Annotated in this window: 21 protein-coding genes and 1 tRNA gene; 2 read left to right on the top strand and 20 right to left on the bottom strand. The window is 56.0% G+C overall.

All coding sequences use genetic code 11. From position 1 onward, the window contains the following. Position 1 precedes the first annotated feature (1 nt). The 4 genes from tpiA to PEH01S_RS24830 all read right to left on the bottom strand — a co-directional run bounded on the left by tpiA (position 2) and on the right by PEH01S_RS24830 (position 4,348). Complete coding sequence (gene tpiA / locus PEH01S_RS24845; RefSeq protein WP_025845144.1) at positions 2–754, bottom strand: triose-phosphate isomerase; 753 nt, start codon at positions 752–754, stop codon at positions 2–4. Between the two features lie 13 nt (positions 755–767). Beyond that, positions 768–1,949, bottom strand: coding sequence for a phosphoglycerate kinase (locus tag PEH01S_RS24840; RefSeq protein WP_127488651.1), 1,182 nt, complete (start codon positions 1,947–1,949; stop codon positions 768–770). 266 nt (positions 1,950–2,215) lie between these two features. After that, on the bottom strand, positions 2,216–3,220 hold the full coding sequence (gene gap, locus PEH01S_RS24835; protein WP_025845147.1) for a type I glyceraldehyde-3-phosphate dehydrogenase: 1,005 nt from the start codon (positions 3,218–3,220) through the stop codon (positions 2,216–2,218). A 99-nt stretch (positions 3,221–3,319) separates the two neighbouring features. After that, complete coding sequence (locus PEH01S_RS24830) at positions 3,320–4,348, bottom strand: sugar-binding transcriptional regulator (RefSeq protein WP_025845149.1); 1,029 nt, start codon at positions 4,346–4,348, stop codon at positions 3,320–3,322. A 310-nt stretch (positions 4,349–4,658) separates the two neighbouring features. On the opposite strand from PEH01S_RS24830, the gene PEH01S_RS24825 reads away from it, so the two are divergent. After that, positions 4,659–4,733, top strand: a tRNA-Arg gene (locus PEH01S_RS24825). Positions 4,734–4,854: 121 nt separating this feature from the next. Further along, positions 4,855–5,436 carry an ATP-dependent Clp endopeptidase proteolytic subunit ClpP gene (clpP, locus tag PEH01S_RS24820; protein WP_025845150.1) on the top strand — a complete coding sequence of 194 codons (582 nt, stop codon included), beginning with the start codon at positions 4,855–4,857 and terminating at the stop codon, positions 5,434–5,436. Positions 5,437–5,607: 171 nt separating this feature from the next. Here the strand turns inward: clpP and PEH01S_RS24815 are convergent, their stop codons facing one another. The 16 genes from PEH01S_RS24815 to hisD all read right to left on the bottom strand — a co-directional run bounded on the left by PEH01S_RS24815 (position 5,608) and on the right by hisD (position 22,241). Further along, the gene (locus PEH01S_RS24815; RefSeq protein WP_025845151.1) at positions 5,608–7,473 is read right to left on the bottom strand and encodes a stalk domain-containing protein; all 1,866 of its coding nucleotides are present in this window, start codon (positions 7,471–7,473) and stop codon (positions 5,608–5,610) included. Positions 7,474–7,660: 187 nt separating this feature from the next. Further along, positions 7,661–7,930, bottom strand: a complete 270-nt coding sequence (locus PEH01S_RS24810) for an HPr family phosphocarrier protein (protein WP_010500412.1) — start codon at positions 7,928–7,930, stop codon at positions 7,661–7,663. Positions 7,931–8,190: 260 nt separating this feature from the next. Then, positions 8,191–9,120, bottom strand: a complete 930-nt coding sequence (gene whiA / locus PEH01S_RS24805) for a DNA-binding protein WhiA (protein ID WP_127488648.1) — start codon at positions 9,118–9,120, stop codon at positions 8,191–8,193. A 5-nt stretch (positions 9,121–9,125) separates the two neighbouring features. Continuing rightward, positions 9,126–10,115: a gluconeogenesis factor YvcK family protein gene (locus PEH01S_RS24800; RefSeq protein ID WP_025845159.1), complete on the bottom strand. Its 990-nt coding sequence runs from the start codon at positions 10,113–10,115 to the stop codon at positions 9,126–9,128. Further along, on the bottom strand, positions 10,112–11,011 hold the full coding sequence (rapZ, locus tag PEH01S_RS24795; protein ID WP_025845160.1) for an RNase adapter RapZ: 900 nt from the start codon (positions 11,009–11,011) through the stop codon (positions 10,112–10,114). The genes PEH01S_RS24800 and rapZ overlap by 4 nt, the downstream gene beginning before the upstream one ends. 288 nt (positions 11,012–11,299) lie before the next feature. After that, complete coding sequence (locus tag PEH01S_RS24790) at positions 11,300–12,250, bottom strand: ROK family glucokinase (protein ID WP_127488646.1); 951 nt, start codon at positions 12,248–12,250, stop codon at positions 11,300–11,302. Positions 12,251–12,593: 343 nt separating this feature from the next. Next, positions 12,594–13,541, bottom strand: coding sequence for a thioredoxin-disulfide reductase (trxB, locus tag PEH01S_RS24785; RefSeq protein ID WP_025845164.1), 948 nt, complete (start codon positions 13,539–13,541; stop codon positions 12,594–12,596). A 36-nt stretch (positions 13,542–13,577) separates the two neighbouring features. Continuing rightward, positions 13,578–15,326, bottom strand: a complete 1,749-nt coding sequence (locus PEH01S_RS24780; protein WP_025845165.1) for a tetratricopeptide repeat protein — start codon at positions 15,324–15,326, stop codon at positions 13,578–13,580. Between the two features lie 163 nt (positions 15,327–15,489). Beyond that, complete coding sequence (locus PEH01S_RS24775) at positions 15,490–16,440, bottom strand: ribose-phosphate diphosphokinase (protein ID WP_025845166.1); 951 nt, start codon at positions 16,438–16,440, stop codon at positions 15,490–15,492. Between the two features lie 110 nt (positions 16,441–16,550). Continuing rightward, on the bottom strand, positions 16,551–17,378 hold the full coding sequence (gene hisJ, locus PEH01S_RS24770) for a histidinol-phosphatase HisJ (RefSeq protein ID WP_025845168.1): 828 nt from the start codon (positions 17,376–17,378) through the stop codon (positions 16,551–16,553). A 69-nt stretch (positions 17,379–17,447) separates the two neighbouring features. Further along, positions 17,448–18,137 carry a bifunctional phosphoribosyl-AMP cyclohydrolase/phosphoribosyl-ATP diphosphatase HisIE gene (gene hisIE, locus PEH01S_RS24765; RefSeq protein ID WP_025845170.1) on the bottom strand — a complete coding sequence of 230 codons (690 nt, stop codon included), beginning with the start codon at positions 18,135–18,137 and terminating at the stop codon, positions 17,448–17,450. Beyond that, positions 18,134–18,892: an imidazole glycerol phosphate synthase subunit HisF gene (gene hisF, locus PEH01S_RS24760; protein WP_025845171.1), complete on the bottom strand. Its 759-nt coding sequence runs from the start codon at positions 18,890–18,892 to the stop codon at positions 18,134–18,136. Before hisF ends, hisIE begins: the two co-directional genes overlap by 4 nt. Before the next feature lie 21 nt (positions 18,893–18,913). Next, positions 18,914–19,642, bottom strand: coding sequence for a 1-(5-phosphoribosyl)-5-[(5-phosphoribosylamino)methylideneamino]imidazole-4-carboxamide isomerase (gene hisA / locus PEH01S_RS24755; protein WP_127488644.1), 729 nt, complete (start codon positions 19,640–19,642; stop codon positions 18,914–18,916). Between the two features lie 93 nt (positions 19,643–19,735). Further along, complete coding sequence (hisH, locus tag PEH01S_RS24750) at positions 19,736–20,344, bottom strand: imidazole glycerol phosphate synthase subunit HisH (protein WP_025845174.1); 609 nt, start codon at positions 20,342–20,344, stop codon at positions 19,736–19,738. Positions 20,345–20,347: 3 nt separating this feature from the next. Further along, a complete protein-coding gene (gene hisB, locus PEH01S_RS24745) occupies positions 20,348–20,959 on the bottom strand; it encodes an imidazoleglycerol-phosphate dehydratase HisB (RefSeq protein WP_127488642.1) in 612 nt (203 codons plus the stop codon). Further along, positions 20,952–22,241 (bottom strand): histidinol dehydrogenase, encoded by a 1,290-nt coding sequence (gene hisD / locus PEH01S_RS24740; protein ID WP_025845178.1) that lies wholly within the window; start codon positions 22,239–22,241, stop codon positions 20,952–20,954. Before hisD ends, hisB begins: the two co-directional genes overlap by 8 nt. Between the last annotated feature and the right edge of the window lie 68 nt (positions 22,242–22,309).

Raw genomic sequence — 22,309 nt, 5'->3', positions numbered from 1 at the left:
GTTACTCGGCCCCCTTGATCAAATCGATGTAGGATGCCGGCTCCAGACTCGCTCCGCCTACCAGCGCGCCGTCGATGTCCGGCTGCTGCATGTACTCGGCGATATTGCTTGGCTTCACGCTGCCGCCGTATTGAATCCGCACCGCCGCTGCCGTCTCGGCTCCATACAAGCCGGCCACCAGCTCGCGGATGTAGCCGATCACGTCCTGCGCGTCCGCTGCCGTCGACGATTTGCCCGTGCCGATCGCCCAGATCGGCTCATAAGCAATGACGACTTTCGCCGCCTGTTCCGCGCTCAAGCCGGCAAACGCCGCTTCGGTCTGCACTTTGCATACGCTTTTCGTTTGGCCCGCTTCCCGCTCTTCCAGCTTCTCGCCGACGCATACGATCGGAGTCAAGCCGTGCTTGAACGCCGCATGCACTTTTTTGTTTACCGTTTCGTCCGTTTCCGCAAAATAAGCCCGGCGCTCGGAGTGCCCGATAATCACGTACTCTACGCCGAGATCTTTCAGCATCACGCCGCTGATCTCGCCCGTATACGCGCCGCTGTCTTCAAAATGCAGGTTTTGAGCGCCAACCTTCAGCGTCGTCCCCTTTACCGCTTCTACCAAGGCAGGAAGGTTCGTAAACGGCGCGCAAATAACGCTCTCAACGCCCGCTGCTTCCGCCTTGCCCTTCACCTCGCTGACGAAGGCCAGCGATTCTCCTACCGTTTTGAACATTTTCCAGTTGCCTGCAATGATCGGTTTGCGCATATGCCCCCGCCTCCTATTTATCGTTCAAAGCCACGACGCCTGGAAGCGCCTTGCCTTCCATAAATTCAAGAGAAGCTCCGCCGCCGGTGGAGATGTGATCCATTTTGTCGCCAAGATGGAATTTCTCCACGGCTGCCGCCGAGTCGCCGCCGCCGATAACCGTATAGCCGGCCGTCGCCGCGCAAGCTTCCGCTACCGCTTTCGTTCCGTCTTCGAACGGCTTCAATTCGAATACGCCCATCGGTCCGTTCCAGACGACCAGCTTGGATTCCGCAATCGTTTTGGCAAACAGCTCGCGGGTTTTCGGTCCGATATCGAAGCCTTCCCAGTCCGCAGGAATTTGATCGACGTCTACGACTTTCGTATTCGCCGAAGCGCTGAAATCGTCGCCGACAACAACGTCAACCGGCAGCAGGAAATTCACGCCTTTTGCCTTCGCTTTGCGCTCGAATTCCTGCACCAGCTCCAGACGGTCGTTGTCCACGAGGGATTTACCGATCTCGTAGCCTTTCGCTTTGAAGAAGGTGTAGGACAGCCCGCCGCCGATGATGATATTGTCCGCAATCTCGATTAGCTTCTCGATGACGGCGATCTTGTCTTTGACCTTCGCTCCGCCGACAATCGCGGTGAACGGACGGTCGGGGTTGTTGAGCGCTTTGCCGAGAACGTCGAGTTCTTTTTCCATCAGCAATCCGGATACGGCTGGCAGATGGTGCGCGATGCCTTCCGTGGAAGCATGAGCCCGGTGCGCGGCGCCGAACGCGTCGTTCACGTACAGATCGGCCAGCTCGGCAAAAGCCTTTGCCAGCTCCGGATCGTTCTTCTCTTCGCCCGCGTAGAAGCGCACGTTCTCAAGCAGCAGCACGTCGCCGTCGGTCAGCTTGGCAATCTGCGCTTTGACCGCGTCGCCAATCGCTTCGTCCGCCTTCGCAACCGGCTTGCCGAGCAGCTCGGACAAGCGTGCCGCAGCCGGAGTCAGCCGCATCTCTTCGACGACTTGTCCTTTCGGACGGCCCAAATGGCTGGCCAGAATGACTTTCGCTCCGCGATCCGTCAAGTACTTGATCGTCGGCAGCGTTTCGCGAATCCGCGTATCGTCGGTAATCTTCCCGTTCTCCAGCGGCACGTTGAAATCGACCCGGACAAATACGCGTTTACCGCTAACTTCTACGTCACGAACGCTTTTCTTATTCATCTTCCATGCCTCCCAGCGGTTTTTGTCTCTTCCTACCCACACACAAAAAATTGTGGGGACGGTCCTTCGGGCTTAGAAAAATATCTCGCGCGGCAGCAGATGGGATGTGCCGTAGAGCGTCAGCGCGGCTCCTTTGAACTCTCGTTTCCTCAACTACCCTTTAAATCAAGAAACGAGAGTTCAACAGAGCCCGGAGGTACATCCCATTTGCCCCGTCATAGCGAGATCTTTTTCAAATGCTTCAGAACATCACCACAATTTTACCATTACAGACCTTTTTTCGCGATAAAGCTTGCCAAATCGATGACACGGTTGGAATAGCCCCACTCGTTGTCGTACCAGGATACCACTTTCACCATGTTGTCGCCGACAACCATCGTGGACAGCGCGTCGATCGTGGAGGAAGCCGGGTCGCCGTTGTAGTCGCTGGATACGAGCGGCTCTTCGGAGTAGTTCAGGATGCCTTTCAGCGGGCCGTTAGCCGCTTCTTTCAGAGCGCCGTTCACTTCGTCAACCGTTACGTTTTTGCTCAGCTCAACAACGAGGTCCGTAACCGATACGTTCGGCGTAGGCACGCGCATAGCCATACCGTTCAGCTTGCCTTTCAGCTCCGGCAGTACGAGGGAAACAGCTTTCGCAGCGCCCGTCGTCGAAGGAATGATGTTTTCAGCGGCTGCACGTGCGCGGCGCAGGTCTTTATGCGGCAGGTCGAGCACTTGCTGGTCGTTCGTGTAGGAGTGAACCGTCGTCATCATGCCTTTCACGATACCGAATTTGTCGTTAATAACTTTGGCGAAAGGAGCCAAGCAGTTCGTCGTGCAGGATGCGTTGGAGATGATCGTATGTTGAGCCGGATCGTATTTATCTTCGTTAACGCCCATAACGATGGTGATATCTTCGTTCGTTGCAGGTGCGGAGATGATAACTTTTTTCGCTCCGCCTTTCAAGTGAAGCTCGGCTTTCTCTTTTGCGGTAAAGATCCCTGTGGATTCAACGACGATTTCAACGCCGTTTGCGGCCCAAGGAAGGTTTTCCGGATTGCGCTCGGCGAACACTTTAATCGTTTTGCCGTTCACGATGAGCGCGCCTTCGGTAGCTTCCACCGTAGCGTTCAGACGACCGTGAGTCGTGTCGTACTTGAGCAGGTGAGCCAACGTTTTTACATCTGTCAAGTCGTTGATAGCAACGATCTCCACCTCAGGATTGCCAAGTGCTGCGCGGAATACGTTACGACCGATACGTCCAAAACCGTTAATACCAACTTTTACCATGTTGAAAGCCTCCTAGAAATGATTTGATGTCCGCTGCTCCCGGCAAGGTTTCGTAGAATTACGACCGCGGCAGCGATATGTCAAGACAGGCAGAGCCCGTCAAGATAGCAAGCGATTGACAACTTCCAAGGCAGCCGCCTCATCGGTCACCAACACGTCCTCGTGACCGTGCTTCAGTACCGAAGCGATCGACTCGCCCTTGCTTTTGCCTCCGGCAATTCCGATCACATGGTCCATGCTGTGAATGTCTTCGATGCGCAGCCCGATGGTCGGCATTTTGTGCAAAATGTTTCCGTCCCGGTCAAAATAGTACCCGAACGCTTCCGCAAGCGCGCCGTCGCGCCGCAGGCTTTCGGTCGTTTCCGGGTCCACCTTGCGCCGTCTGGCCATGACCATAGCTTCTCCGATGCCGTGAACCACAATCCGCGCGCCGCGGATGAAGGCGATGATCTCGGCAATGTGGCTGTCCTGCATCAGCGATTGATAGGCTTCCTCGCCGAGATGGTCCGGCACGTGCAGCAGCCGGTAGCGGCCTCCCGCCTTCTTCGCCATCGTCGAGGCGATCGTGTTCGCTTGAAGCTCGACGCTTTCCCCGAGTCCGCCGCGGGCCGGTACAAACCAGCAGCCCTTCATCGGAGTCGCCGGCGTCAAATGATAGGCCACTTCAGCCATCGTGGAGCCGCCGGTTACGGCAACGGTCTCGTTCTCGCCGACCAGCTTCCGCAAGACGGAGGCGCCGGCACGGCCAAGCTCTTTCTTCGTATGCGGGGAGACGTCCGAATCGCCGGGGACGATGATCACCTGCTTCAAGCCGAAGTGCGAGCGTATGCGTTCTTCCAGCTCCGTCAGACCGAACAAGTCTTTGACAAGCGGTTCGAGCCGCTCCAGCAGTTCCCTGCCCGCGCCGCTGATCCGCATGCCGGAAGCTTCGACTTCGATCAAGCCCTGCTCCTTCAGGAAATCCACTTCCGCGCGGAGCACCCGCTCCGTCGCTCCCACCGACAGCGCCAGCGTCCGCCGGCCCACCAAGCCGGATACCATGATGTGATGCAGAATCGTATATCGCTTTTTCATGGTGTCGACCAGGTCGGGCAAAAGCTGCTTTTGAATGTCGAGGATTTCTCTCATGGATTCACACCCGCTTAAGATTGCAGCTTTGTTGGACGTTTTTTGTCCCGGTGCTGCATTTTGAGTCCCACATACTCTAAAAAAAGTACTAAGCTGTTTCACTTAGTGTCCTTATTATAACCTATTCTTTCCTTCGCATCAAGTCTCTTCGCCACCATTCGACATGCCGCCGGCTGTCCGCAGCCGCTATTCCTGCGGCAACTGTACATGGAAAATTTTTTTATCGCCAGGAGGTTGCTTTTCTTTCGCTTATGGCTTATAATAATTTTTGCTGTCAGTTATTGAAGCACAGCAAACTTAACTTTCATATGCGCCCGTGGTCCAATGGATATGACGTAGGCCTCCGGAGCCTGAGATCAAGGTTCGATTCCTTGCGGGCGCGCCATTTACACACAATCAGTTTGAGCAAAACTGGTTTTTTTATTTCCTTGGTTTGACCTTTCTTGACCTTTGTTTGTTTTTCGTTTATGATGGTTATAGTTTGAATATAAAGGAGGCTGCAGCCGATGAGTTTCATTCCAATGGTTGTCGAACCGGATGCAAGAGGAGAACGCGCTTATGACATCTATTCGCGTCTGCTCAAGGACCGGATTATTTTTCTCGGAAGTCCGATCAACGATGTTGTAGCCAATTCGATTATCGCACAAATGCTGTTCCTGGCCGCAACCGATCCGGATAAAGACATCAGCTTGTATATCAACAGCCCTGGCGGCTCCATTACGTCGGGGATGGCGATCTATGACACGATGCAGTTCATCAAGCCGGACGTGTCCACGATCTGCGTCGGCATGGCGGCATCGATGGGCGCCTTCCTGCTGGCCGCGGGAGCCAAAGGCAAGCGCTTCGCGCTGCCGAACAGCGAGGTTATGATTCACCAGCCGCTCGGAGGAGCCGAAGGCCAAGCCAGCGATATCGAGATCCGTGCGAAGCGCATCCTGAGAATGCGCGACAAGCTGAACACGATTCTCGCCGAGCGTACGGGCCAGTCGTTCGAGCGCATCGAGAAAGATACCGACCGCGACAACTTCATGTCCGCAGAGGACGCGAAAAACTACGGCTTGATCGATAAAGTTATCGAACGCGTATAACCTGATCAGGTCAGCATGAAAAGCCCGGCCATTTCACGGCGCATCTTGTATGCCTCCGTGCGAATGGCCGGGCTTTTTTGCATACAACGACTCCGCGGCCTCCATATGAAAAAAGGCCCTGCTCTGAGACCGCATTGCGGCGGCTCAAGAGCAAGGCCTTGTTTTGTATCTTTATTCGGCGCGGTCGTCCAGAGGATAGAAGATCAGTTCGATCGGCAGCGCCGAGCCGGCCGGCGGACTGAATTCAATATCGAGCGAATCTTCTTTGCCCGTCGTTTTGGCCAAAATCTGCATTCCGTCAAATGCGGTCATCACGCCGGATTCAGGCGCCAGACGGATATCGCCGTTAATTTTGAACGGCCCTTTGTACACGCCGCCTTTAGGCAAAATCATGACAGCCATCTTCCGAGGCTTGTCGGCATGAATCTTATAAATGACGCCATAATTGCCTTCGTTCTTTACTTCCATTTTGCGCATCGGATCGTATCCCGGCTGGAACGGATCGGTAATGCCGTCGCCAATCAAGAGTCGGGAAGGCTGCGTAAAAGATGAAGCATCAATGTTCCACGTCAACTCGGAAACCGGGAATGACCCTCTTACATGCCCCTCAAACGGAAGCAGCGGCAAAGTCAGTGAATTTTGGGAAATTTCGCGGTCGGCCACGAACGAGAACTGCACTTTTCCGTCCGTCTCGACATCGTAGAACAAGTTAACGCCCTGATCCGGATAGAAGTCCGGCATTTGCTTGTAAATGAACGTTTGGTGGGCCGGAATCGTAATCGTCTCGTTGATCTGGTCGTTCATCAGGAAATCGACCGTCGCTTCGCTGCCGATCAAATTGGCATACACCGAAGGCCACACTTCGCCTTTGTTCGTCGTTTTGATCGTAACCGGCTTGTCCGTCAAGTTTTTGGCGAGAATCGCCATGCTGACCTTTTCCTTCGTCCCGTTGATGTGATCGGCATATAAACGGCCTTTGCCTTCCACTTCATCCTGGTACAAAATGCCACGCTCCGTGAACGTCTCCGGGCTGTCGCTGACGAGCAGCTTGCGCGAACGATCCTCGCTCACCGTCTTCGGCAGCTGTGGCAGCTCCCAGAACGTGCCCCAGAGCATGCTCCAATCGGTCTTGATAAAGGAGCCGACCGGTTTCATAAAGATCGGATATTCAATCGCACTCAGATAAGTATCGTTGCCGATGACCAGATTGCGGGTATAGGTCTCGCTCTTATTGCCGTGAATATCCCAAACGGTCAGCGTAATCGGATACGTGCCCGGGGTGAAAAAGGCTTCTTGCTTCCCGGTCCACTCATACCGCGCAATGCCTTCCGCATCCGGGTCATAGCTCAGATCGACGTATTTGACCGGTTCCCCGATCTTGTAGCTCGGCTGGGCGAACGTAAATTTCGCTACCGGATTCGAGTTGCCCCGATTCGGATCGAAAATACCCGCAGGCGCCTTCACATGCAGCACTTCCACGCGGCGCAGCTCGTTGTTGTACGTATACTTCGCTCCCATGTAATCGGCCAGCCAAGTCAGTTTAATCATTAAGCGGCCATTCACAATCGCGGCTACGTCGTCGAACTTCATCCAGTAGCCGTTAATCCACACCGACTTGTTATCGATGTCGATCATAATGTTGTGGCTTGGTGTTACCATTTCAATTTGACGCGTCTTGTCGTTCCATTCGACCTTCATCCCGAACGCATCGCCCAAAAACTTGGCTGGCACGAACGTCTTGTCCTTCAGAATCGTCGCAGGCGCATCCAGCTTCACCTGCTTGCCGTTCAAGAAGGCCTCGGGCTTATCGATATACAGCAGCACATAGGTCGTTCCGGACGACATCGGCGCTTCTTTCTCTTGGACGGACGACATCGGCGTCTCTTTCCCTGGGGCAGACGTCGGCGGCGCTTCTTTCCCTGGGGCGGGCGACATCGGCGCTTCTTTCTCTGCGGCGGATGCCAGCGGCGCAATGCCAAACGACAGCAGCATGGCCATAACCAGCAGAACGACCCATTCTTTCTTCAACGGCTTCATTCCCTCTACTCCTCTTTCTGCGCTTCTAATGGTGCCCGATACAGAAAAAACCTTTTCCGGTTCAAAGACACGTCAATTTAGACGCATCAGCCCAAAAAAGGTTGCGCTTTATTTACGGAGATCATATGTGACAAAATAAGGAACGCCGCAAAGAAAAAAGCTTCCGGAACGGAAGCCTTGTGGCGGTTTATTGGTTTTCCAGCTCTTCCTTGCTGACCAATGTGACTAAAGCGTTTACAGCCTGTTCGGCGTCCGAACCTTCTGCACTTATGTGAACTTCGGTTCCTGTGCTGATGGCCAAACTCATGATGCCCATAATACTTTTGGCGTTGACCTTCTTCTCGTCCTTCTCCACAAAAATCTCCGAAGAAAACTTATTCGCTTCCTGCACGAAAAGCGCTGCCGGTCTGGCGTGAAGGCCTGTTTTCAACTTGACGACTACTGGGCGTCTCGACATGCAACCAATACCCCCTACAATACTTTGAATTCCTAAAAATAAGGAAGGGCATAACGCCCTCAGCGTAAACGAATACATCGTCCTGAAGAACATGGACAAACGGGTTACCAACGATTCCGGCATTGAAGCGCAATCTGGAGGCTAGTCTATCCGAAACCGATTTAAAAAAAGCGATTTTTCAAACATTATATCATTTTTCGGCAGTTTGCACTAGAATTATTGCAAATTTACACAAAAAATCTATAATTGGCCGATTCTACTCACGATTTCCGCAGCTTTTCAGCCAATTCATCGATCTTGCGCAGCCGGTGGTTTACCCCGGATTTGCTTACTTTGCCTTTCAGCAGATCACCGACTTCTTTGAGGTTCATATCCGGGTGTTTGAGCCGAATCTCCGCCACTTCCCGCAGCTTGTCGGGCAAGTTATCGAGCCCCACTTCCTTTTGCAGCAGCCGGATGTTGTCGATCTGCCGGACGGCGGCGCCGATCGTCTTGTTCAGATTGGCGGTTTCGCAGTTGACGAGGCGGTTTACGGAATTGCGCATATCCTTCATAATCCGGACGTCCTCGAACCGGAGAAGCGCTTGGTGAGCGCCGATCAGATTTAGAAACTCGATGATCCTCTCGCCTTCTTTGATGTAGAGGACGAAGCCCTTTTTCCGCTCGATGCATCTGGCGTTCAGATCGAACTCGTTGGCCAGCCGCACCAGAGCCTGGCAGTGCTCCTCGTACATCGAATAAATCTCCAGATGGTACGAGGACCCCTCCGGGTTGTTCACGGAACCGCCTGCAAGGAAAGCTCCGCGCAAATAAGCGCGCTTGCAGCAGCTGCGTTTAATAATTTCCGGCTCGATGCCCGGGGTGAACAAAAAACCTTCGGAGACGATATGCAGCTCCGACAACAGGCCCTGCACTTGATTCGGCACGCGCACGATATACACGTTGTTTTTTTTGAGCCGCATTTTTTTGCGGACAAGCAGCTCGGTATGCACCTTGAACGACTTTTTGAGCAGCGAGTAAATGCGTCTGGCAATCGCGGCGTTTTCCGTCGAAATATCAAGGACGATCTTCTGGCTGGTCAACTGCACAGCCCCGTTCATGCGGATGAGGGCGGACAGCTCCGCTTTCTCACAGCAGCGCTCCGACTCCATCATGGTCAGCTCTTTTTTCGTCTGGGCGGCGAAGGACATGGGAATCACCTCTTCTTGAACATCCAGCTCTCCACCAGTTGATAAATGTGTTGACTCAGCTTCTCGGCGTCATGACGCAGATAGGTCCGGAACAGAACAAGCTGGTCGGCAATGACCTTATAGCCCTGCCTGGTCACTTCGTCCAAATCGAGCGGAACGATCTTGGCCCCCTGCTCGGCATATTTGCTCTGCACCTGCTCCGGGATGTCCCCGTTGTTCACGATCACGTAATCGAAGAGCTCGCTGCCGACATGGTCGCGCACCGCTTTGAGATGGTCGCTGACCTTATAATCGTCGGTTTCACCCGGCTGCGTCATCACGTTGCAAATAAAAATTTTGAGCGCATTCGACTCAACGATCGTTTTCGCAATTTCCGGCACCAGCAGATTGGGCAAAATGCTCGTATACAAGCTTCCCGGACCGACCAGAATCGCGTCGGCCTCCCGCAGCGCCTCCAGCGCCTCCGGAAGCGCCCGGACGTCCTTCGGCTCGATGGACAGCCGGCGTATAACGCCTCTTGCCTTCGGGATATTGGACTCTCCCTCGACAATCGAGCCGTCCTCCATCAGCGCCCGCAGCACGATCGAGTGATCGGAAGCCGGGAGAACGCGCCCCCGCACGGCCAGCACCCGGCTCAGCTCGCGCACGCCGGTGACGAAATCGCCGGTAATGTCGCACATGGCTGCCAACATTAGGTTACCCAAACTATGGCCTGCCAATCCGTTGCCTTTATCAAAACGGTAATCGAGCAGCTGCCCGAGCAGCGGCTCCACGTCCGCCAGCGCAGACAAGACGTTGCGGATGTCGCCCGGCGGAATCATTTCCAACTCCGACCGCAAGATGCCCGAGCTCCCCCCGTCATCGGCTACCGTAACGACCGCCGTAATTTCTACGGGCTTCTGCTTAAGCCCTCGTAGCATCACCGACAGCCCGGTCCCCCCGCCGATCACGACGATGCGCGGAATGTACGTTTCCCTCTCCCGGTCAAACGTCATTTCTTCACCTCAACCCGGTCGCGCTCGGAATCGCGGTGGCTGACCCGAACGATTTCCGTTTCGCTATTGCCCATCATTTTACCGAGATATTCGGCAATCGCCACCGAACGGTGCTTCCCGCCCGTACAGCCGATACCGATAACGATTTGACTTTTGCCTTCTTTCTTGTATTGGGGAACGAGAAAGTGGAGCATGTCGAGCAGCTTCGCGAGAAACTCCTGCGTTTCGGTCCATTTCATGACATAATCGTACACATCCGGGTCCTGCCCGGTGTTGGGGCGAAGATGGTCCACATAATGCGGATTCGGCAAAAAGCGGACGTCAAAAATAAGATCGGCGTCGATCGGAATCCCGTACTTGAAACCGAACGAAATGACGTTGATCGAAATGCCGCTGTTTTCGAGGCTGGTGAACCGGGATATGATTTTTTCCTTCAGCTGCGCCGGCTTCAGGTTGGATGTATCGATCACCTGCGTTGCGTGGCCTTTGAGCTCCTCCAGCAGCTTGCGCTCCTGCTGAATCCCTTCGAGCGGGGCGCCCGTCGGGGCCAGCGGGTGCTTGCGCCGGCTTTCTTTATACCGCTGCACCAGCGTCGAATCCGTCGCGTCAAGGAACAGAATCTCGTGCGTCAGCGTATAGTTCTCGCTCAAGTAGCGCAGCGATTCGGACAGCGAAGTGAAAAACTCTCTCCCCCGCAGGTCGATAACCAGCGCAACTTTGCCGATCCGGCCTTTGGACTGCTCAATCAGCTCGGCAAATTTGGGAATCAACACCGGAGGAAGGTTATCCACGCAAAAAAAGCCCAAGTCTTCCAAGCTCTGCACCGCAATCGTCTTGCCGGCTCCGGACATGCCCGTAATGATAACCAGCTTTCCGAGGGTTTGCATTTCTTCCATGGCTGCTCCTCCTGAGGACGCTCCGTTCGGGTCTCTTCGCTGTCGCAGCAGGAAAGTACCTCCGGGTCCTGTTCAAATCGTGTTCCTGGAATAATAATAAAATGGTCGGAACACGATTTAAAAGGGACCACGTAAACTCTCCGGTATCTTTCCTGCTGCTTACGCAGACCCGACCTTCGCTATAAATATATCTGTTGGCGCTTTGGAATTGGTGGCGCCGTTTGTTTTATACGTGAAAATCCGGCCCGGGTTTCCGGGCACAAGCCATGCAGGTCCGTCAGCCTGCCTCTAGCTGTGCAGGTTGAGGCCCGCTGCGCCGACGACGCCGGCATCGTTGCCGAGAACGGCAGGAACGATGTCTACGCCTTCCTTGGCCGTTTCTTGGGCGTGCTCGTTGTAGTACTTGCGGATCGCATCAAACAGGATGTCGCCTGCCTTGGATACGCCGCCACCCACGATAAAACGCTGCGGGTTCAGAACGACGGAAATCGCCGCCATCGATTTGCCGAGATACAGCGCGGCGCGGTTAATGATCCGCAGCGCCGTTTCGTCGCCCGTTTTGGCCGCGTCAAACACATCTTTCGCCATAATATTCTCGACAAGCGCCAAGGACGTATGCTCGCCCCGTTCTACGGCTTCTTTGGCCATCCGAATAATGCCTGTCGCCGACGATACGGTCTCCAGACAGCCTTTCTTGCCGCAGCCGCATTCAATCGCTTCCAGGTCCGGTACAACAACCATGTGTCCGAGTTCCCCGGCCATGCCGTTGTAGCCCTGATAAATACGGGCGTGGATAATGACACCGCCGCCTACTCCGGTGCCCAGCGTATAGCAGACGACATTCGGAATGCCGGCGCCGGCCCCGCTCCAGGCTTCCCCGAGCGCAGCGACGTTGGCGTCGTTATCGATTTTGACCGTCTTGCCAAGCTTCTCTTCCAGAATCTTCTTGACCGGTACGTTGCGCCAGCCCAGGTTGGGCGACAGCTTGATGAAGCCTTCGGGAATATCCATGAACCCGGCGATTCCCGCACCGATGCCGGCGACCTGCTCCCACTCGTATGGGGATTCGTCAACCAGCTTACGCACATACTGCGCGATATTTTCCAGCACTACCTCTGCGCCATGTTCGGTACCGGTCGGGCCTTCGTACGTTTGCAGCAGCTTGCCCTGCCCGTCGCACAATCCGACTTTAATCGCGGTTCCTCCCAGATCGACTCCTACATAAACACGTTCTCCCATACCTGTCGAATCACCTCGTACCCTATCCGTTATCTATAAGCTCCTGTTCCAACTATAAGCCAACCTACCTAGAAGGTCAAGATTAGCCCAGGGGAAGCTCGCAGCTCTTCCGGGAGTGTGTCGAGAAAGTGTCAACCGGCTGTAAAGCCTGCAAAGCTGGGGCCGCTTCCGATTCGCCGCCCGCACGGGACCCTCGCCTTCCCTAGCTTTTTGCGCTCCCGTAATGACCGCTTTCCTACCGCTTACTCCCGGACTAACGCCCTCGCGAAGCTTAATACGGAAGGTAATTTTTGTAAGCATGAAAAAGGCGCAGAACACACGGTTCCACGCCCGAATGGCGTTGTTACAGGGACTTGCTCCAGTCATGCACCATATGCCCTTCCAGAAACTTCTCGCAGTCAAGCGCCGCCATACAGCCGCTGCCGGCCGCCGTAATCGCCTGGCGGTATTTGCTGTCCTGCACGTCGCCGCAGGCAAAGACGCCCTCGACGTTGGTCAGGGACGTCCCCGGCTTCACCTGGATGTACCCGACTTCGTCCGTGACGATTTGCCCGCCGAGGAAATCCGTGTTCGGCTTGTGGCCGATGGCCACAAAGATACCGTCGGTTTCGAGAATTTCCTCTTCGCCGGTCTCGTTGTTTTTCACCTTCAAACCGGTCACGCCCTTTTCGCCGGAAATCACTTCCAGAGGCGTACGGTTCAGGCTCCATGTAATTTTCTCGTTTTGGCGTGCGCGATCCTGCATGATTTTCGAAGCACGCAGCTCGTCTCTGCGATGTACCAGGCGCACTTCCGTCGCAAAACGGGTCAGGAAGTTCGCTTCCTCCATCGCCGAGTCGCCGCCCCCCACGACAATGATCTTCTTGCCGCGGAAAAAGAAGCCGTCGCACGTTGCGCAAGTGCTGACGCCGCGGCCGATGCTTTCCTTCTCGTTCTTAATGCCGAGCAGCTTCGCCGAAGCGCCGGTCGAGATGATGAGCGATTCGGCTTCGATATCGCCAAGGCCTTCCACATTCAGCTTGAACGGCCGCTTGGACAGATCGACCTTGTTCACCCAGCCGGTTTTGAACTCGGCGCCGAAACGCTCCGCTTGCTTCCGCATGTTGTCCATAAGCTCCGGACCCATAATCCCTTCGGGGAACCCGGGGAAGTTCTCGACTTCGGTGGTCGTCGTCAATTGTCCGCCCGGCTCCGGTCCTTCGATGACGAGCGGGTTCAGATTGGCGCGGGCCAAATAAATGGCCGCCGTCAGTCCCGCCGGGCCGGTTCCGATTACGATCGATTTGTACATAGAGGTTCCTCCTATCGTATCTGCTTAATCTCTATATTAAGATTGAGACTCCATGCCGGTCAATTTTTTGAAAATGGCGTCCATTTTCTCTTTTAAACCGCAAGCTTCGTCGATCCGCTTCGCATTCTTGCTCACCGTCGCCACCGACACCCCGTAACGCTGCGCCGCCTCGTGATAAGTAATCGGACGCCGATGCATCTTGGCCGTCAAATATTCAAGCGCGGCCGCCCAGCCTTCGACCTTGGTCATCTTGGGCACGTTCGGAAACACCCGCGATAAATATTCTACCCAAAGCGTCTGCAAATCGTACTGCTGCACCATATCGTAACGCCGGGCCATATGCCGCAGCGCCGTTTCCATAATGGCCTGCCACTTGCTCTCCCATACGGGAAGCCCCGGGGAGAATGGCGAAGGCGCGACCGTCGTCCGCTTGCCGTTCAGCACAGCCGTCAGCGGCTCCTTGATCCCGATGCTGCGCAGCACAAAGATGGCCACCTGCTTCAAGTAATCGTCCTCGTCCGGCAGCATAATAAATTCCGTGAGCGCATCCTTCACTTCGTCGTCCGCAATCAGACCGAACGCTTGGATCACCTGCAGCTTCGTGTCCCCGTCTCCATGACGCAGCGCCCAGAAGAACGACGACCTGACAAGCGGATCGCGCTTCATATGCTCCGGCAGTCCGCCCTCGGCGCGCTCCAGCCCGCGAAATTGTTCCTCAAACGGCAGGTGGTAATGATAGCTGACCGGAGGCTTTCTCGTTTCCTCCCGGTGCTTATCCAGCAAATTCAGATAGAATTTCGGAATCTCCGAGCCCGGATCGAATTTCTCCGCCTGCTTCCACTGCCGCTGGGCTTCATCGTACCGTCCCGTATTGTAAGCAGCTACGGCGGTGTAATGGAACAAACAAGGATCGAGACCTGCTTCGCCCGTTTTCAACAACCTCTTGAATAGGCGGAACGCTTTCTCATGCTCGTTTAAGATCCCCATCGTCGTGGCCAGCTTAAAGACGTGGTCCTGATGGAACGGGTACGTTTTGCGCAGCACTTCGAGCAATTCCGCCAAGCTCTCCCGGTCGCCGAAATGCTGATAAAAGATTGCCAGGTTGCAGAGCGCATGCAAATTGCCGGGCTCCATCTCCAGCACCTGCCGGATCATGTCGACCGACTTGTCGAAATGCCCCATATAATAGTAGGCCAAGGCCAAATTGTTGCGCGCGGCCATAAAATCGCTATGCTTGCTGATGATATTTTCCAAGAGACGAACCGCTTCGGAGAACTTTCCTTCCTCCAGCATCGAGCGCGCCCGGTCGTGATCGAACAAGCCTTCCCGGCTCTTGATCGTCGACAGCTTCGCAGGACGGTCCAGCTCGTAGCTGAGCAGTTCCATCATTTCCTCGGACTCCTCCAGAAACTGTCCGGTCGGATCGTTCTCAAGGTAATGAATAATCGCTTTTTCCGCCGATTCGTAGTTTTCCATGTTGGCAAAATTGTTCGCCATATAGAAGTAGCATTCCGTCATCGTCGGATCGATCCGGTCCAGCACGTGCTGCAAAATGCGGTTGGATTCCTCGTAATTTCCCATCTCGGACAGCAGCCCGGCCAAGTTGCAGTGATTTACCGGGTTTTCCGGCTCGTACTCGGCCGCACGACGAAAATATTTCAATGCCTTATCATAATGATAACGGTCCAAGGACTGAACGGCTTTTTCGAAAAAGAACGTGGCATCCATTTTCATCGGTACGACATTGGTGCTGGGTTTCGGCAGCACACGTTTTTTCTTCTCCATAATTCAGGCACCTCCGTGACCCGTCCGGAATTACATGAGAAACCCGCCTGTGCATTTCAGAGCTTCATTTCTACATTGCCGGAGTAATAATGATTCCTAAGTATAACACAATCCGGCCCAAAACCGTAAGGTTTCGACAGCCGGAGTCGTGTGGTAAAAATTATTATACGCCGCCGTATTTGAACAGCGAGCTGAGCGAGCCGCCGGACATGATGATGTTGATCGCGTCCGAAAGCAGATGGGCAACGGAGAGCACCCGGAATCGGTTCGGATGGCTGTCCGGAATGGCGATGGAGTCCGTGATGACGACTTCCTTAATGTTCGGATGATCCAGTCGCTGCAAGGCCGGGCCGGAGAATACCGGGTGCGTCGCACAGACATAAGCGTCGTGGGCCCCGCGTTCCTTCAGGCCTTCCACGACGTTGACGATGGTCGAGCCGGTATCGATCAGATCCTCGATGATGATCGGCGTGCGGCCGGCTACGTCCCCGATGACATGCGTAATGACCGCTTCGTTGTGAGCCGGTCTTTTCTTGATCATCATTGCAAACGGCGCATCGAGAATGTTCGCCATCTTCTCGGCTGTCGTCGCGCGTCCCGCGTCCGGGGAGACGATGATCGGGTTTTGGATATTAAGCTTTTTAATGTAATCGCTGACTAAATCCAGCGCCGTCAAATGATCCACAGGGATGTTGAAGAAGCCTTGAATCGCCGGGGCATGCAGATCGATCGTGATGACACGGTCCGCTCCCGCTGCCGTCAGCAGGTCCGCCACCAGCTTGGCCGAGATCGGTTCCCGAGGCGCGGCTTTACGCTCTTGGCGGGAATAACCATAGTAAGGGACGACAAGATTGATCGTTCTCGCCGAAGCCCGTTTGGCGGCATCCATCATCACGAGAAGCTCCATGAAATTCTCGTTGATCGGATGAGAGAACGTTTGCACCAGAAACACGTCGCAGTTCCGGATGCTTTCTTCGTAGAGACAATAAATTTCCCCGCTCTTGAATCGGGAAAGCTTGATTTTGCCGAGCGGCACTTTAAGCTCTTCGCATATGCGCTCCGCCAGTTTCGGGTTGGACGAACCCGAGAAAATCTTCATTTTGTCGCTGTACATGGTTACCTCCGCTTTTGCTTATGTTACAATGGGTCATTCGACGATGGATGGACCTTCAAAAAGGCTCCGGTTGGCCGGTTTACACAATATTTAAAATGCCCACGTCCCCATTATACATGAAATGAAGCGAATCCAATAGGCACCATGGCGCGTTTCCTGCTTTTAAATGTGGCTAATTCGTTAAATCCTGCCTGCCGCAGCAGATCGGTTGCCTGATCAAGGTACTGTGCGAGCCGGTCCGGCTGGTGCGCGTCCGATCCGAGCGTTACAGGAATTCCCAGCTCGCGGGCGTACTCCAGCATGCGTCGGCTTGGGAACATTTCCCCTGCAGGCATACGCAAGCCCGATGCATTCAGCTCGATGGCCATGCCTGCCTCCCGGACGGCTTCCAGCGCCTGACGCTCCAAGTGCTCCACGCTCTGCTCCGGCTTGAACCCGAACCGCTTGATCACGTCGATATGCCCGATGTAGTCGTAGAAGCCGGTCTGGCACGCTTTGCAGACGGCGTCGTAATATTGAACGTAGACCTCGTAGGCGTCCCGCTCCTTCCAGCCGTCCGTCTGCCGGTGATCCGTAATGTCCCATTCGCCTAGAAAATGAACGGACCCGATCACATAATCCCACGGATAGGCTTTGAGGATCCGCTCGATCTCCGCTTCGTACCCTTCGATATAATCGCCTTCGAGTCCGACCCGGATGTCGATCCGATCTTTGTATTTATGCTGCAAGCGCAGCGCTTCTTCCACATAATTCGGCAGTTCGTCCATCGGCATGGCCATGCCCGGATAATAGGAAGCCGGGTCTACATGCAGCAAGGGCATGTGATCGGAAAGCCCCAGTTGGTCCAGTCCGATCTCAATGCCCTTCAGTACATATTCCTCCAGCTCTCCCGACGCATGTCCGCACCGCACATGGTGCGTATGATAATCGATGCGCATTCGAGTGAATTCCCCTTTTCGGCGGAGGAGAGCGGCATGGCGAGTCGCCTGCCCCTCCCTTCGTCGCCGTTATTTTTTGTTATTGTGCCGGCGGTCCAATTCGCGCATAACCTCGTCGAGAGGCAGCTTTGCTTCGCGGAGCAGCACCATTAAGTGGAAAATAAGGTCGCTCGCTTCGTACCGCAGCTCGTCGTTGTCGCGGTTTTTCGCCGCGATAATCACCTCGGCCGTTTCCTCGCCGACTTTTTTCAATATTTTATCGATGCCTTTTTCAAACAAATACGTCGTATACGCGCCTTCCGGCCGTTCCGCGTCGCGCTGCGCGATCACCGACTCCAGCCGGCCGAGCATGGCAAAACGGTCGTTAGACGGCGGCTCTGCCGCGGCTTCCCCGCCGTCCGCCAAAGCCCCAAGCTTCACTTCGTTGTAGAAGCAGCTGTAGCGTCCGGTATGACAAGCCGGTCCCGCTTGGTCCACCAGCACGAGCAGCGTGTCGCCGTCGCAATCGTATTTCAAAGCTTTGACCTTCTGCACGTGGCCGGATGTCGCGCCCTTGTGCCACAGCTCGCCGCGCGAACGGCTCCAAAACCACGTTTCGCCCGATTCCAGCGTCAGCTTCAGCGACTCCTGATTCATGTAGGCCATCATCAGCACGTCCTTGCTTGCCGCATCCTGCACGATGGCCGGCACAAGGCCATTCGCGTCCCATTTGATGGCCGCCGTGATCTCCTCTAAGGTTCCTGCCGTTTGCCCGCTCACCGGACCTCCACTCCTTTATGCCTGAGGTCGTCCTTAACCTCTTCGATGGTCATTTCTTTATAGTGAAAAATGGTGGCGGCCAGCCCCGCGTCCGCCTTGCCCTCCGCAAACACGTCGTAGAAGTGCTCCTTCTTGCCCGCTCCGCCGGAGGCGATAACCGGAATCGATACGAGCTCCGAAACCGCCCGCGTGAGCCGCAGGTCAAATCCGTCCTTCGTGCCGTCCGCATCCATGCTCGTCAGCAAAATTTCGCCGGCGCCGAGCTCTTCGATCCGCTTGGCCCATTCCAGCGCCCGGATGCCCGTGCCGTTGCGTCCGCCGTGGGTGAATACTTCCCATTCGTTCCACTCCGGATTGTACCGGGCGTCGATCGCCACGACGATACATTGCGAGCCGAAGCGCCGCGCTCCGTCGGACACGAGCTGAGGAATGCGCACCGCGGCCGTGTTGATGCCGATTTTGTCCGCGCCCGCCCGCAGCAGCCGTTTCATGTCGTCCACGCTCGAGATTCCGCCGCCGACCGTGAACGGGATCGTGATTTGGCCGGCCGTCTGCTGCACGACGTTGACCATCGTCGCCCGTCCCTCGTGGGATGCGGAGATGTCCAGGAACACCAGTTCGTCGGCTCCTTCCCGGTCGTAGATCGATGCGAGCTCGACCGGATCTCCGGCATCGCGCAAATTGACAAAATTGACTCCCTTGACGACCCGCCCGTCCTTCACGTCAAGACAAGGGATGATCCGTTTGGCCAGCATATGCCGTCCTCCTTTCTGTCGTTATACCCGTCCGTGCGCTTCCTCCAGCTTGATGCTGCCGGTATAGAGCGCTTTGCCGACGATCGCGCCGCCTACGCCGTCCGCCGCATGCTGCGCCAGCCGCTCCAGATCCTCGTAACGGCTTACGCCGCCGGAAGCGATCACGGACTGCCCCGATACCTTCGCCAAATGGACGATCGCTTCCACGTTCGGACCGCCCATCATGCCGTCGCGCGAAATGTCGGTGAAAATAAACGTTTTCGCGCCTTCCTTCGCCAGCTCTGCGGCAAGCTCATCCGCTTTGACCGCAGACGTTTCGAGCCAGCCGCGGGTCGCCACATACCCGTCTCGGGCGTCGATGCCGATAGCGACTTTGTCCCCGTGCTTTTGGAGCACCCGGTTGACGAAATCGCGGTTTTCGATGGCCGCCGTGCCGAGAATAATACGCGACACGCCGAGCGACAAAATATGATCCACGTCCGCTTCGGTGCGCAAGCCGCCCCCGAGCTGTACCGGAACGTTAACGGCCTTGGCGATATCGCCGACCAGCTTGTCGTTAACCGGATAGCCCGCCTTCGCTCCGTCCAGATCGACGAGATGAATCCATTTGGCTCCTTGCGCTTCCCAAGCTTTGGCGACCTCCAGCGGATTTTCGTTATATACGGTTTCCTGATTGTAATCGCCTTGGATCAATCGCACGCACTTGCCCCCGCGAATGTCGATGGCGGGATAAATGATGAATGAAGACATGAAAACGTTCCTCCAACCTTGGAAATATGAATCGCACCGACCCGTTTAGATGCCCGGCAAACCGGAACCAAGCGCACGGCTGGCGAAGCCTGTCTACTTACGCGTACACAACGCAAGAAAATTGCCGAGCAGCTTCATGCCGACGCTGCCGCTTTTCTCGGGGTGAAACTGCATCCCGAATACGTTATTGCGGCCAACAATGGCCGTTACCTGCTGATAATAATCCGTCACCGCCAGCAGATCGCCCGGCTGCTCCGGCTTCACATGAAACGAGTGTACGAAGTACACATGCCCCTCTTCTACCGTTTCAAACAACGGGCTTGCCTGTCGGAATTCCAGTTTGTTCCATCCCATATGAGGCACCTTATAATCGCCTTGGAAACGGACGACGTCTCCGGGCAGCAGGTTCAGCCCCTCATGCAGGCCATGCTCCTCGCTGCGGGCAAACAAAAGCTGCATGCCCAAGCAGATGCCAAGCAGCGGCTTGCCGCTTGCCGCAAAACGCTGCACGGCCGCATCCAGCTTCGATTCGCGCAGGTGATCCATCGCATCGCCGAACGCCCCGACACCGGGAAGAATAGCTCCTTCCGCCTGAAGCAGCTCCTGCTCGTCCGAAACGATCACGCCGCGGTAACCGAGCCGCTCCACCGCCGAAGCGACGCTGTGCAGATTGCCCATGCCGTAATCGATGATGGCGATCATGGATTACAGGACCCCTTTCGTCGACGGCACGCCCTGTACGCGGGGATCGATGCTCGTCGCTTCGTCGAGCGCCCGTCCGAGCGCCTTGAATACCGCTTCGACCATATGGTGCGTGTTATGCCCGTAGTGCACGATCACATGCAGCGTAATCCGCGCTTCCAGCGCAAACTTCCACAAAAACTCGTGCACCAGCTCCGTCGTAAAGCTGCCGACCGTCGCCGACGGATATTGGGCCCGGTACTCCAAATGCGGCCGGTTGCTGATATCGATCGCCACCTGCGCCAGCGCTTCGTCCATCGGGATGAATACGTTGGCGTAGCGCTTGATTCCCTTCTTGTCGCCAAGCGCCTCGCGCAGCGTCTGTCCGAGGCAAATGCCGATATCCTCGACCGTATGGTGATCGTCGATCTCGACGTCGCCTTTGGCGTCCACCTTCAAATCGAACTGTCCATGCTTCGTGAACAGATCGAGCATATGATTCAAGAACGGCACATCCGTTTCGATCTCGGATACGCCGGTACCGTCTACGTTGAATGCGAGCCGGATGTCCGTCTCGTTCGTTTTGCGCGCGATTTCGGCCTGGCGCCCGGCCCCCTGTTGGTTTTGCTCAGCCACGCTGGTCCCCTTCTTTCCTCAAGCGAATTTCGATTGCCCGCGCATGCGCGTCCAGCCCTTCGTGACGGGCCAGCGTTATAATCTTCTCCCCATCGCGCAGCAGCGCTTCCTTGCTGTAATAAATGACGCTCGACTTTTTCAGAAAATCGTCTACGTTCAGCGGCGACGAGAACCGTGCCGTGCCGTTCGTCGGCAGCACGTGGTTCGGTCCCGCAAAATAGTCTCCCACCGGCTCCGAGCTGTAAGGCCCGAGGAAAATCGCCCCGGCATTCTCGATCCGGCTCAAATAATCGAACGGGTCGCGCACGATGATTTCCAGATGCTCCGGCGCCAGCCGGTTCACGACGCGGACGCCTTCCGCGAGGCTGTCCACGGTCAGAATCGCGCCGTAATCGCGAATCGATTGCTCGGCAATACCGCGCCGCGGCAGCTCGCTCAGCTGACGGTCCACCTCCAGGCGGACCGCTTCGGCCAGCTCCTGCGACGGCGTGACGAGAATGGCCGAGGCCATCTCGTCGTGCTCGGCCTGCGACAGCAGGTCCGCCGCTACATAAGCGGCGTCCGCCGTCTCGTCCGCCAAGACGACGATCTCGCTCGGCCCGGCGATGCTGTCGATGTCCACGGCGCCGAACACGCTGCGCTTCGCCAGCGCGACGTAGATGTTGCCGGGGCCGACGATTTTGTCCGCCGCCGGAATCGACTCCGTCCCGTACGCCAGCGCAGCTACCGCCTGCGCGCCGCCGACGCGGTAGATTTCGCGCACGCCCGCTTCCGCAGCCGCGACAAGGATGTGCGGGTTGATGCCTTCCACCCCGGCCGTGGCCGGAGGCGTCACCATCACGATTTCGGGCACGCCCGCGACCTGCGCCGGGATCGCATTCATCAGCACCGACGACGGATACGCCGCCTTGCCGCCGGGCACATACAGCCCGACCCGGCGCAGCGGGCGGATCACTTGGCCGAGAATACTGCCGTCGGCTTGCAGATCCATCCAAGAGTTGCGCATTTGCTTCTCATGAAAGCGGCGCACGTTCGCGGCCGCTTCACGCAGCGCCGCCAGGAAGCTCTCGTCCACCTGCGCATAGGCGGCTTCAATCTCCTCCTGCGCCACGCGCAGCTCCTCTATCTTGACGCCGTCAAACTGCTGTGCGAACTTGCGCAGCGCGGCATCCCCGTCCCGGCGCACCTCTTCGATGATGCGCTGTACGCGCTCGTTTTGCTCGGGCGTGCCATATTCGACCTCCCGCTGCAGCGAAAATTCCGATGCGGGCATTACTCTCATGGCCGCAGCCTCCTTTGATCTATGCGAATTCTGTTCTCTCTCCGGCAATGTAACCGGCCTATAAAGGC

This window comes from Paenibacillus ehimensis NBRC 15659 (assembly GCF_004000785.1).
GTDB lineage: Bacteria > Bacillota > Bacilli > Paenibacillales > NBRC-103111 > Paenibacillus_G > Paenibacillus_G ehimensis.
The sequence above is the reverse complement of the archived record's forward strand: the minus strand, read 5'-3'. Positions and strand labels throughout refer to the sequence as shown.

Coding starts and splice junctions, on each gene's coding strand:
- PEH01S_RS24790 (WP_127488646.1), bottom strand. CDS start 12,250: ATGGGAGAACGTGTTTATGTAGGAGTCGATCTGGGAGGAACCGCGATT.
- PEH01S_RS24810 (WP_010500412.1), bottom strand. CDS start 7,930: ATGTCGAGACGCCCAGTAGTCGTCAAGTTGAAAACAGGCCTTCACGCC.
- whiA (WP_127488648.1), bottom strand. CDS start 9,120: ATGTCCTTCGCCGCCCAGACGAAAAAAGAGCTGACCATGATGGAGTCG.
- hisJ (WP_025845168.1), bottom strand. CDS start 17,378: ATGCGCATCGATTATCATACGCACCATGTGCGGTGCGGACATGCGTCG.
- PEH01S_RS24815 (WP_025845151.1), bottom strand. CDS start 7,473: ATGAAGCCGTTGAAGAAAGAATGGGTCGTTCTGCTGGTTATGGCCATG.
- PEH01S_RS24780 (WP_025845165.1), bottom strand. CDS start 15,326: ATGGAGAAGAAAAAACGTGTGCTGCCGAAACCCAGCACCAATGTCGTA.
- hisA (WP_127488644.1), bottom strand. CDS start 19,642: ATGTCTTCATTCATCATTTATCCCGCCATCGACATTCGCGGGGGCAAG.
- gap (WP_025845147.1), bottom strand. CDS start 3,220: ATGGTAAAAGTTGGTATTAACGGTTTTGGACGTATCGGTCGTAACGTA.
- hisH (WP_025845174.1), bottom strand. CDS start 20,344: ATGATCGCCATCATCGATTACGGCATGGGCAATCTGCACAGCGTCGCT.
- hisD (WP_025845178.1), bottom strand. CDS start 22,241: ATGAGAGTAATGCCCGCATCGGAATTTTCGCTGCAGCGGGAGGTCGAA.
- hisF (WP_025845171.1), bottom strand. CDS start 18,892: ATGCTGGCCAAACGGATCATCCCTTGTCTTGACGTGAAGGACGGGCGG.
- trxB (WP_025845164.1), bottom strand. CDS start 13,541: ATGTACAAATCGATCGTAATCGGAACCGGCCCGGCGGGACTGACGGCG.
- tpiA (WP_025845144.1), bottom strand. CDS start 754: ATGCGCAAACCGATCATTGCAGGCAACTGGAAAATGTTCAAAACGGTA.
- clpP (WP_025845150.1), top strand. CDS start 4,855: ATGAGTTTCATTCCAATGGTTGTCGAACCGGATGCAAGAGGAGAACGC.
- rapZ (WP_025845160.1), bottom strand. CDS start 11,011: ATGGAAGAAATGCAAACCCTCGGAAAGCTGGTTATCATTACGGGCATG.
- PEH01S_RS24840 (WP_127488651.1), bottom strand. CDS start 1,949: ATGAATAAGAAAAGCGTTCGTGACGTAGAAGTTAGCGGTAAACGCGTA.
- PEH01S_RS24800 (WP_025845159.1), bottom strand. CDS start 10,115: ATGACGTTTGACCGGGAGAGGGAAACGTACATTCCGCGCATCGTCGTG.
- PEH01S_RS24830 (WP_025845149.1), bottom strand. CDS start 4,348: ATGAGAGAAATCCTCGACATTCAAAAGCAGCTTTTGCCCGACCTGGTC.
- PEH01S_RS24775 (WP_025845166.1), bottom strand. CDS start 16,440: ATGTACAGCGACAAAATGAAGATTTTCTCGGGTTCGTCCAACCCGAAA.